5 protein-coding genes are annotated in these 11438 nt (G+C 44.1%); 2 read left to right on the top strand and 3 right to left on the bottom strand.

Translation table 11 applies throughout. The features are described from left to right. Positions 1 to 225: 225 nt before the first annotated feature. Entirely contained in the window at positions 226 to 4086 is a 3861-nt protein-coding gene (locus tag WCK19_RS17540; protein WP_342398699.1) for an Ig-like domain repeat protein, read from the top strand. 412 nt (positions 4087 to 4498) lie between these two features. After that, complete coding sequence (locus tag WCK19_RS17535) at positions 4499 to 7729, top strand: fibronectin type III domain-containing protein (protein ID WP_342398698.1); 3231 nt, start codon at positions 4499 to 4501, stop codon at positions 7727 to 7729. A 1074-nt stretch (positions 7730 to 8803) separates the two neighbouring features. Here the strand turns inward: WCK19_RS17535 and WCK19_RS17530 are convergent. The 3 genes from WCK19_RS17530 to WCK19_RS17520 all read right to left on the bottom strand — a co-directional run bounded on the left by WCK19_RS17530 (position 8804) and on the right by WCK19_RS17520 (position 11360). Then, positions 8804 to 9538 (bottom strand): hypothetical protein, encoded by a 735-nt coding sequence (locus WCK19_RS17530; protein WP_342398697.1) that lies wholly within the window; start codon positions 9536 to 9538, stop codon positions 8804 to 8806. Between the two features lie 6 nt (positions 9539 to 9544). Continuing rightward, positions 9545 to 10699, bottom strand: a complete 1155-nt coding sequence (locus WCK19_RS17525) for a tetratricopeptide repeat protein (RefSeq protein WP_342398696.1) — start codon at positions 10697 to 10699, stop codon at positions 9545 to 9547. A 256-nt stretch (positions 10700 to 10955) separates the two neighbouring features. Further along, entirely contained in the window at positions 10956 to 11360 is a 405-nt protein-coding gene (locus WCK19_RS17520; RefSeq protein ID WP_342398695.1) for a hypothetical protein, read from the bottom strand. Positions 11361 to 11438: the final 78 nt, after the last annotated feature.

Raw genomic sequence — 11438 nt, 5'->3', positions numbered from 1 at the left:
AATGAACACTGACACAAAGTTTCCGATATAGCTTCGCTAATTATAAACGTCATCCAATACTCTGACAGGCATAAACGAAAAGATTGTACTTATAAGATGTTCGATAGCGCTGCACTCGTAGCCACAATTTTTGGCGCACCGAGGTATAGACTCATCCGGTTAACCGAGAAATGCACCTATACCTAAACTGCTACTAGCTGCGATGGTGGTAAAGGAGAGTATTCAATGAAATTACCTCAACATATGGGTACAAAGTTAGGGCGTAAATCAAGAAGTCGTGCCTATATATTTACTATTATACCAATACTGGTTTTCATCTCCATACTTTCGTATGTATCAACTGCAAATAATTCTACGTATGCGGCGAGTAGTTGCAGTTTGGATGCGTTAAAAGCAGTTGTTGCCACAGGAGGCGAGCTAGACTTTAACTGTGATACTGATACCTCTATCATCCTAGATGGCACTCAAGCCATTGCCAATGACTTGACCCTGACCAACACGGGAGCAGGTAAGGTTATTATCAGTGGGAATAATCAATATCAGATTTTCTACGTCAACGCTGAGAAAAGCTTGTCCCTCACTAATCTCAACCTGACCGGGGGTTACGCTGAGGAAAGTGGCGGGGCTATTCATAACTATGGCACAGTAACGATAAACAATTCTAGCCTATACAGCAATTCCGCTCAAACTTGGGGTGGTGCTATTCATAACGATGGCGGCACGGTGACGATAAGCAATTCTAGCCTATACAGCAATTCCACTCAGGTTTGGGGTGGCGCTATTACTAACTGGGGCACATTCACCGTGAGCAATTCCAGCCTGTATAACAATACATCTAACGAAGGTGGCGCTATTGATAATGGTGGCACAGTAACGATAAGCAATTCTAGCCTATACAGCAATTCCGCTACCCAAAACGGCGGGGCTATCTTTAACAATACTGGCACAGCTATGGTAACTAACACTACTTTCCTCAATAACTCTAGCGGTGAGGGCGGAGCCATCTATGGAACAGGCAATTTGAGGAATAGCCTGTTGCAAGGCAGTCGCGTTTGTAACGGCAGCATCACAGACTTAGGCTATAACCTTGAGGCAAACGCATCGGGGAGTTATACCTGTGGATTTAGTGGCACTAGCATTAACACTACCGATGCGAAATTGGATACTCCCAAAGATAATGGTGGGGTAACTCTTACCATTGCGCTACTGTCCGGCAGTTCGGCAATAAACGCGATTCCGGTGAACAATTGCGTAGTTACCATTGACCAGCGCGGGGTTAGCCGACCACAGGGTACTGGTTGTGACATTGGTGCGTATGAGTTTGTAGCAACCAACCAACTGGCATTTACTACTCAACCGAGTGGCGCAATAGCGGGGGGCGCTTTCACTACCCAACCGATAGTGACGATACAGACTGCGAACGGCAGCACTGATACAAGTTACACTGGCACAGTGACCATTGCTATCAAGAGCGGAACGGGTACAACAGGGGCAGCACTTGGTGGTATAGTCACAGTAAATGCGGTTAACGGTATTGCGACCTTCACAGATTTGAGCATTGACAAGAGCGGTACGAACTATCAGTTGCTGGTGAGCGCAACAGGTGCGACCTCAGCCGATAGCATTAGCTTTGATGTAGCGCCCGGAGCAGTACCTTCTATCACCTCAATCAATCCTGCGACAATAACGGTTCAACCCACAAATCCGATAGTCGTAACGGTGACTGGTAACGGATTTATCCCCAGTTCGTTGGTACGCTTAAACGGCACCAATCTGGATACAACCTATATAAGCTCCACCACATTATCTGCGGTTATTCCAGTAGCTCAATTGAACACAGTCAGTGTGCTATTATTTACCGTGTTTAATAATACCCCTGTAGGAATCACCTCAAATTCGATGGTCTTCTATGTCACCTCTTCCGTAGTAGAAATACTGAGCTCCAGTACAGCCTCAACTGCTGCCGATCAACCCACTACTATTGCCTCTGCCAATTCCACGTCTGGAAGTGTAGCCTTGGAAGCCCGTGGTGGTAGCGGCACGGTAAGCGTAGCGATTTTCTCTTCCAACCCAAATGGGCAAGCTATTTTCCAGAGTGGCACTGATTTCTTCGATGTTAATGTGGCGGCTGACTCTAATTTCACCGCTGCTAACCTAACCTTCTGTAATCCCAGGGAAGATAAGGTAGCGTACTGGTACGATGGGACTGTCTGGGAACTAGCTAGTACCCAGTCATATGATGCCGTTACTGGTTGTATTACTGTTTCTGTCAATGCTTCAACTTCGCCGAGTTTGTCGCAACTTACCGGCACCTACTTTGGTGTAGGTTACATGAATACCATCACCGCTCTGGCAACTGAATCAGCTCAAGGAATTTATGGCGGCACCGTCACGTTGAAAGCATCTCTAACTGCTAATGGGCAGACTTTGCGCGGCAAAGTTATCAGCTTTAGTTTGAATGGTCAGGTGGTATGTGGCAATAGCCTACCCGCTTGCCCAACTACTAACTCGGACGGAGTAGCCACGCTCTCCAATGTCAGCCTGATTGGAATCAGCTCAGGGACTTATGTTAGCGGGGTTACAGCTTCTTTCGCAGGAAATGACTCTTTTGTGGGTAGCAGCAATTCGAACAGCCTCACCGTAAACCCGATCACAACCAGCACTAAGTTCTCTAGCTCGGTAGCTAATCCAGTTTACGGACAGAGCGTTACCTTCTCTGCTACGGTCACCCCAGCACCTAACACGCTCGATGCCGCGGTCATTTTCTACCTTGATGGCGCTTTACAAGGTACAACAGTAAACCTGAGCAATGGGGTAGCCAACTTCACCCCCCTTAACTGGCTGCCAGTTGGTAGCCACACTATTACAGTTACATTCAACGGTGACACTAATTACGTGACCAGCGCCGATACGATAACTCTGGTGGTAAGCAAAGCCGTTACTACCCTGAAACTAACCTCAGATAGTAACCCAACTATCGTAGGGCAGTTGGTAACGTTCACGGCAGAAGTGAGCGCCGCGGCACCAGGAGACGGCACTCCTACAGGTAGCGTCACCTTCAGCCTAGACAATAACGCTACTACTAGTATTTCCACGCTGGACAGCAATGGGGTAGCTACTTTCAGCACAGATAAGTTGAGCATTGGTAATCACATGCTGACAGCTAGCTATGGAGGGGATGTGAACTACAGCACCTTCACTGCTGACCTATTGAGCCAAGTGATTACCAACCCAACTCCTGGCTTGGGTATCAGTAACCTCAAAGCGGCATACGGTAGCACAATCACTTTAACCGCCAAGCTGAGCAGTAACCGAAACGGGATAAAGGGCAAAACAGTTAGTTTTAAATTGAACGGCAAAGCGGCATGCAACGTGAGTGGGATGCCGATCTGCCCGACTACAGGGACTAATGGGGTCGCCACCCTAAAGCTGACCCTAGGTTCAGCAGCAGTGAAACAGGCAATAGGAGACCTTCTACCCGGAAACTACCCGATTGTGGTTCAATTTGCTGGTGATGCGGCATATCCTGCTACAAGTAGCAGCGCAACCCTGACGGTGAGCAAGTTGACCGCCAAAGTAACGCTGGGGAATTTGGTACAGACCTATGACGGGAAAGCCAAGAGCGTGAGCGTAACGACTAGTCCAGCTAATCTCGCGGTAGTAGTCACCTACAGTTATGATGGTAGATTAGTGACCAACCCGACCAGCGCGGGATGGTACTTGGTCACGGTCACGGTAAACGATCCGATATATAGTGGGAAAGCGTATGGGGTACTGCTTATTAATAAAGCGGTAGCAACGCTCAAGTTGGAACAGACGAGCCTAAGTCAAGCCTACGACGGGAAACCGAAGAAGGTCGGGTATACGGTTACTCCAAATGGCTTAGGATTGGAGAACCAAGTGGTTGTACTTTATAACAGTTTAACGACACCACCGACCAAGCCGGGTAAATACAGCGTGGTAGTGAAGCTATATAGCTCGAACTATGCTGCACCAGATGTTAGAGGAACGCTGGTAGTTACTGCACCTACTGTCGGTGTTAGTAGTTCGGTACTAGAAGAAGTAATGAACTTCACCGCTGGCTAAAGGAAGAAGAAATGGATAGCCCAACTCGCTTGTTAGTATAAGAGTGCAGCCGGGCAATTCCAGTTTCATCTCCAATTAATATTGAGTTTGTGGCTCAGGCTTTTCGCACCAAATGGTTTGGACATTTTTACCCCAAGTTTGAGCCTACATTTCGATCCGTGGACGGTTACGTTGAAGCTCACGGTTTTAGGGGCGGAAACGGCATACCCAGTTTTACCACCGTTGTCTGACCTTTGCTATTGAACCACTACATTTTACGCAGATCCTGATAGTTCTCAATTATTAATCTAACACCAAAACCAAACGCTGGGTAGTGAAACGGGGACAAACTTTATCACTATATTTGAACCGCTGGTTTAGGCAAGCCTGATTTCTTGCTTATCTAGCACATCATCAAGACTAGGGGAGAATTATGCGTAAAATTTATTATATGGCAGCATTTCCATTAGCGATACTTTTACTATTGCAACTGGCTATCAATTCCTTCATCATTCAGGGAACGGCTTTACAGGAATCTTCAAATAAAGCGTCTGCTAATAACCCCCTTATTCTAATGACCGACGGGAAACCAAACCCGTTTAAGGTTCCGCCACCGTCCAACTTCTTGCGTAATAGACAGAATCTCAACGGTGTAATGGCTACCCCGACCGCTACTTTTTCGGTAACTTACACCGGTTTTACCACTCAGGCACAAGCTGCTTTTCAATATGCGCTTGATATTTGGGCTACCCAAATAACTTCTCCGGTGCCGATTGTTATCGATGCTACTTGGACTAACTTGCAGACATGTAGTGCAAATGACGCTTGTATTCTTGGCTCAGCCGGAATCAATTACATACACTACGGTTTCACCGGAGCAACCAGCGCCAATACTTGGTACGGTGATGCGCTGGCGGATAAATTGCACGGTTCTGATAATAATCCCGGATATGCGGATATATATGCAGAATTCAACAGTGGCTACCCTAGTTGGTATTACGGAACCGATGGCAATACTCCCGGAACTCTGATTGATTTTACCAGCGTGGTTATGCACGAAGTCGGGCATGGGCTAGGCTTCTACGGAGGTATGGATTATAACAGTGGCAGTGGCAGCTATGGGTTTGGTGTATCCCCTAACTACCCCATTATTTATGATCGGTTTGTGGTGAATGGTTCGGGGCAATCTCTGGTTAATACCGGGCTATTTCCCAATCCTTCTGTTGCTTTGGGTTCACAACTGGTAAGCAACAATATCTATTTTGATTCTCCTACCGTCAAGGAAATAAACGGGGGCAATAGAGTAAAGCTCTACGCCCCCACTACTTGGGTTAGTGGTACGAGTTATTCACATGTGGATGATATATACAATAACACTTCCAACTCCTTGATGACTTATTCAATCGGGACGGGTGAATCGCAACATAACCCGGGTCCGATTATGTTGGCAATGTTCAAGGATATGGGCTGGACTGTCGCGCTCGCGCCTAAAGCCCCTACTGTGTTGGCTGCTAGCCCTATTTCTAGCACTCGGATTGACCTAACTTGGCACGATAATTCCGATAATGAAACCGGTTTCCGGGTAGAGCGCAGCCCCAACGGTAGCACAAGTTGGACATCGCTCACAACACTTGCTGCTAACACTACCAGCTATAGCGATACCGGGCTAACTCCCAATACAGCCTATTACTACCGGGTGTTGGCTACCAATAATGGAACTGATTCTGATTACTCCAATACGGCAAACGCTACCACCCTTGCCAACAATGTGCCTATTAACGTGCCTATGATTCAACAGGGACCTGCCTTCGCTGCCGCAGATGGCTCAGCGAGTGATTGGTTTGGCGGGGCTGTGGCATTGAGCAGTGATGGCATGACTGCCCTCATTGGTGCTAAAAACAAAATGGTTAATAATCAGGTAAACCAGGGAGTGGCTTACGTTTATAAGTGGAACGGCTCAACCTGGATACAGCAGGGTCCTGAACTGGTAGCTTCCGATGGCGCAGCGTCTGACAGTTTTGGTTGGTCAGTAGCATTGAGCGGAGATGGGAAAACTGCTCTCATCGGTGCTAAAAACAAGACTTATACTGAGCCAATCTTTCCATATATTCGCCATTTTCAGCAAGGCGAGGCGTATTTTTTTAACTGGAACGGTTCGACCTGGGTACAGCAGGGTGATCCAATTATAATGCCTGATGGGATAAATGAGGTTGAAGACTACTTTGGCACAGCGGTATCACTGAGCAGTGATGGGACTACGGCTATCATCAGTGCTCCACGTAAGTCGGTTAACAAAGGTCTTGGGAATGGGGCAGTCTATGCTTATATAAGGAACGGCACTACTTGGAGCCAACAAGGGGCACCGATGGTAGCTTCCGATACAAGTTGGGCTGATGGCTTTGGCGAGTCAGTAGCATTGAGTAGTGACGGTAAAACTGCCCTCATTGGGGCTCCTTACAAGCATGCCTACAAGGGTGAAGCGTATATCTTTACTAGAAATGGTACGACTTGGAGCCAACAAGGAGAGGGGCTAGTTTCCAACACCCTCGGTATGGATCAATTTGGAACTGCCGTATCATTGAGTGGTGATGGCACGACTGCATTCATCAGCGCTCCTAAAAAAACAATTAACTATAAAAGTTTCCAAGGTGCTATGTATGTTTATAAAAAGAATGGTACAACTTGGAGCCAACTAGGGGCAGCGTTAGTAGACCCTAATGGGCAGGTTGCAGAAATCTTTGGCAAGTCAGTAGCGGTGAGTAGCGATGGCACTACGGCTATTATTGGGGCCGCCTTTCCGGTTGGGAAAGCAGGTGGCGCAGTGTTTGTTTATAAGTGGAACGGAACAAGTTGGGATCAGAATGGTTCAGCTTTGGTAGCTTCCGACAGTATGCTTTTTGACGAATTTGGTGCAGCGGTAGCGTTGAGTAGCGATGGCACTGTAGCTCTTATCGGCAATCCCAGTCGTAACCAAAGTCAAGGAGTGATTTACAGGTTCAGTAAAGCCATTACCAATTTAACAGTTTCTCCGATTTTCGGCAGTTATGGTGGAACAGTTAATCTCACGGCTACTCTCAACAGTGGTGGCAGTGGGGTTAATGGCAAGAGCATTTCTTTCAAACTCAATGGGGCATCTGTTGGTACAGCTATCACTAACGCCTCCGGGGTGGCAACTCTGAACACTATTAGTCTGAGCGGTATCGCTACTGGAGCTTACCCTACAGGGTTAAGCGCCAGTTTTGCCGGAGACGATAGCTACCAGAGCAGCAGTGACACAACCGTTCTTGCAGTGATTAATGCTACCTGGACGGTGAACAATAACCAGGATTATGGCAGTTCCAGCACGGTCAATTCATTGACCTGGGCTTTGACTAGCGCGCAGAGTGGCGACGCCATTATGTTCAATAGTACCCTAACCAGCGTTACGGCTAATGCCCAACTGCCCAAGATGCGTCCAGGGGTGCAAATCTTAGGGCGGTGCAGTAACGGGCCGGAAGTAACAATCACTGGAAAAGGCACAACATCGGACGGCCTCAAGTTGACCGGCGGCAATTTCCTTTACGGCATCAGAATAGCCAATTTCGCAGGGGTACAAATACAGGCTATCGTTACTGACGGTGCAAGTGCGAACAAACTCACCTGTACCGAGAGCAAGCAAAGCTGACCGTAGTTTTACCGTAGGTCAGGTTTATTTCCTTGCGTAAAGGAGAATAAACTTGACCTCCAGATGCCTGATCAGCCTCAAAAGAACTGATTAGAGCAGCCACGCCGTTGGGATTTTCTAAATAGAGTGGCTTCTCAACCCCACCAACTTGATGGTTTTTTCAGGTTTTGGCTAAACCTGGTGTTCGATTAATAATTGAGATCAGATCTGCCTAAATTTTCGTGGTAAAGGCCCAATATGAGCGAAGGTATAACCAGGGGCAATCTGGTAAACACTTGTTCTAATTTCAAAATCCAGCTTTTTAAGAACATATTCGCTTAGATTGTTCATAAGCTGGTTTCTATTTCACAATGTGCTACTGGTTAGTAATTGGTGTTCGATTAATAATTAAGAAAGATCGGGATCTGCGTAAAATTTAGTGGTTAAGCGGGAAATGAAGCCCTTTTTCGCATATTAGTAAAGTAAGGGGCATTGTTTCACCCTATTCTACTAGATTTTAGCGAGTGGTCGGCTGCCCTATTTATGGGAGAGCAAGCGAAGCTCATGGTTTTAGGTGCGGAAACGGCATAGCTAATTTGACCACCGCTGTCTATCTTTTGATAGTGAACCACTAAATCTTACGCAGATTCTGAGCTTTTCCTCCATTATTAATCGAACACCAGAGTTTGTCCTAATACATTTCACGAACCAATCCAAGTATAAATCTCCTGAAATTGGTACTCTAAACAGGGGACACCTATTATGATAATTGCCCCAATGCTAAAGACACAGCAAGCTATCATAAAAACAAAGAAAAGTGTTCCCAATATTCTTCCACTGGTGGTTTCACTTGAGGCAATTTCTGCTTGGATGCTTCCGTCCATTAGACCGAAAGAAAACATTAAAAGCAACCACGAAGGACTATAAAGGAAACAAAGAAAGATGCTTATGAGAAGGACAACTCCTACTATTCCCAGTAGGATTTTTATTACGACAAAAATTATAGCTAACAAGATTCTGCTCCCGGTAATTTTCAGGTGCTTCGCCAATTCCAGAGTTTTTAGCAAGCGGATAATTGTTAAAAAGACCCTTTTATTATTTGCCGACGGTATCTCTAGCGAAAATCTGGCTACTAGTACCATCTTTTAGAACCAAACGGTAATTAGATAAAACCGCTTTGCATTGAGTTTGATAAGCATTTATAACCGCTTTTCTGGTTCCATAATCAAAAATATCATTTTTATCTGTAGAAATTCTTATAGTGTTATTATCGAGATAATAACGTCCTGAAATACCAAAAGGACCTACTGTAGGAAGTTGGAGCGTTCCATCTTCCATGAATCTAACTGAAGAAATAAACTTGCTAGAATCATCTTTTCGCGTCTCATTCGGACAAATTCTACCCGGGGAATTGGGCTTCCATAAACCTTTTAGGTTCTGTTTTGTTAGTTCCAATTCTTTATAACGTATATAACTATAAGACTTTCTTCCTGGGTCAATTAATGTAAGATTATCACCATAAATTTTTACTTCGTTTACTTGCGTTAAATAGGCTACCCCTACAACTTCAAATCTAATGTGGCTATTGTCTACCCTATGATATTTACCCTGCATACCCTCTGTTAAACCAAATTCTCCACCGATTGAGCCAACACTGAAGGCTATTGAGCCATCCTGATAAAATTCTATAATAGAACCATTATCTTGTTCCCATTTCCCAACAATTGGATCATCTTTGAGAAATAAAAACCACGCCAGTATACCCACAGTTAGCAAAAATATTAAACTTATGATGGCTGCTCTCGCAGTAATTTTAAACGATATTACCATACCAGCTTATTTCGCCCCTAGTCTATTTAAATCTTCTTGAGCTGATTCGTAACCTAATTCAACTGCACGCCTGTAATCTGCAATAGCAAGGTCTTTATTATTGCCTGAATGTTCCCAAAAAAACCCTCGAAACCAATAAGCTGAACTAAAAGAAGGGTCTAGTTCAATTGCTTTATTTAAATCTGTTAGCGCCTGCGCATAGTTTGTATTTTTTAACATGCAAACATTGCCGCGTGATATATAAGCCCGAGCATAATCAGCATCAAGTTCAATAGCCCAATTATAATCTTCTATGGCTTTTTCAATATTATCTAAATTATCTAAATACAGCTCATACAAGACACCGCGCTGTTGAAAAGCTTCTGGATAGTTTGGTTCCAATTCAATTGCCTTATTGACGTTCTCTAAGGCTTTGTCATATTCCTTTTTCCCCCTATAAGCATATTCCAAAGTCAGATATGCATATGCAGAATTCGGATCTATTTTTAAAGCCTCGTTAGAATTCTCTATAGCCTTATCATAATCTTTTAAATTGACATATGAGGAACCTAATATTAGATAACTTTTTAAGTCTCTACTATTTAATTGAATAGCTTTGTTGGCACCATCTATCGCCTCCCTATATTTGATATTCTCTGTAGCAGTGCTGCTTTTACTTGGAGGTGAAGTTTGTGGAACTGTAGAAGTAACTTCTCTAGGCGTAGTATTAACCGTAGAAGCAAGATTAGAGCACGCCGCAAGTGTTTCTTGCTCTTTTATAGTGTTGCGCCATATTAGACCAGCAATAATAGCAGCTATTATGCCGGCTATTACAGTTATCTTTAGCACTCCTCTCCATTTGTTCCATTCTATTTCTTCAAATATCCAGTTTACAAACAAAGCGACAAACCATGAGACAAAAAAATTAGCAACTACTAATAACATAAACCACCCGTAAATGAATTCAATATCAATTGGCTGGTTTTTATCCTGTAACCTCCTAAATATGGATATGACCAAAAAAAGTAATGCCAATCCATAAACGGTAATGAATATAATACGGTCACGTTTTTGTTCTATCTCTGAATGTTCATAACGCATTTCATTAAGAGCCATGTATCCAAAAAAGCTAGTAAAAAGCGTCCCGCCAATTACAGGTGCAAGTATATCTTCCCACTTCATTTAATTACCTTTTTTTCATTTTCAGAGAATGAGTCTCCCTGTACCCCGAATCCACAAGTAAAGGTGATTGGTTTATGTCGCTATGTTTCATTAACCTGATATTAATAGGACTTTCGCTTGGAACAATAAAAAGGAACCTGAATTTAGAGACAAGGGGATTAAATCCATTACCTAAAATCATCTATAAAGCGAAAGTCCTCATTAAGTATTTTTCATACAAATATCAATAAATTACTGGGCAGCAATTTTCAAAAGGCTACCACCACCAAGGTCTTCCGTCGCCATCTTTGTAAGTTCGACTTCCATCATTATTTTTGTGATAAGCTGCTCCGAAGCCATTTCTTTCAGTATTCCAGCAATCGGTTGTGCCACGATTTAAGTCACGTTGTAACTTTTTCTCTTGGAAATCTTTCCGTCTTTCCTCAGACCTGACATAATCTTGACCATAATCCCGACCATACTGGGTTTGACTACTATTGCTTGAACTAGAGTTGTCACCAAATATTGCACCCACGACAATGGAAATTAAAGCCAAAATTATCATGCCTACACATATTACCAAAATTGGTATCAATAGAAGATCGTTTGACGAAATTGAAGCTACTACAAGGAGTAGAACCAAGCTGAATTTTTGCAAGATTTTATAATAAGTTTTTAGCACTGTAGCGCAGGCTCCTCCTTTCAAAATTAGGCTGTCTAATTAGATTGTGGGTTATTCGGCTATTTTAGTCGAACGCAA

This window comes from Candidatus Chlorohelix sp. (assembly GCF_037138995.1).
Lineage (GTDB): Bacteria > Chloroflexota > Chloroflexia > Chloroheliales > Chloroheliaceae > Chlorohelix.
This window is presented reverse-complemented; position numbering and strand designations above follow the sequence as displayed.

Excerpts from the sequence above, each read along its gene's own strand:
- WCK19_RS17540 (WP_342398699.1), top strand. The coding sequence starts at position 226 with ATGAAATTACCTCAACATATGGGTACAAAGTTAGGGCGTAAATCAAGA.
- WCK19_RS17535 (WP_342398698.1), top strand. The coding sequence starts at position 4,499 with ATGCGTAAAATTTATTATATGGCAGCATTTCCATTAGCGATACTTTTA.
- WCK19_RS17530 (WP_342398697.1), bottom strand. The coding sequence starts at position 9,538 with ATGGTAATATCGTTTAAAATTACTGCGAGAGCAGCCATCATAAGTTTA.
- WCK19_RS17525 (WP_342398696.1), bottom strand. The coding sequence starts at position 10,699 with ATGAAGTGGGAAGATATACTTGCACCTGTAATTGGCGGGACGCTTTTT.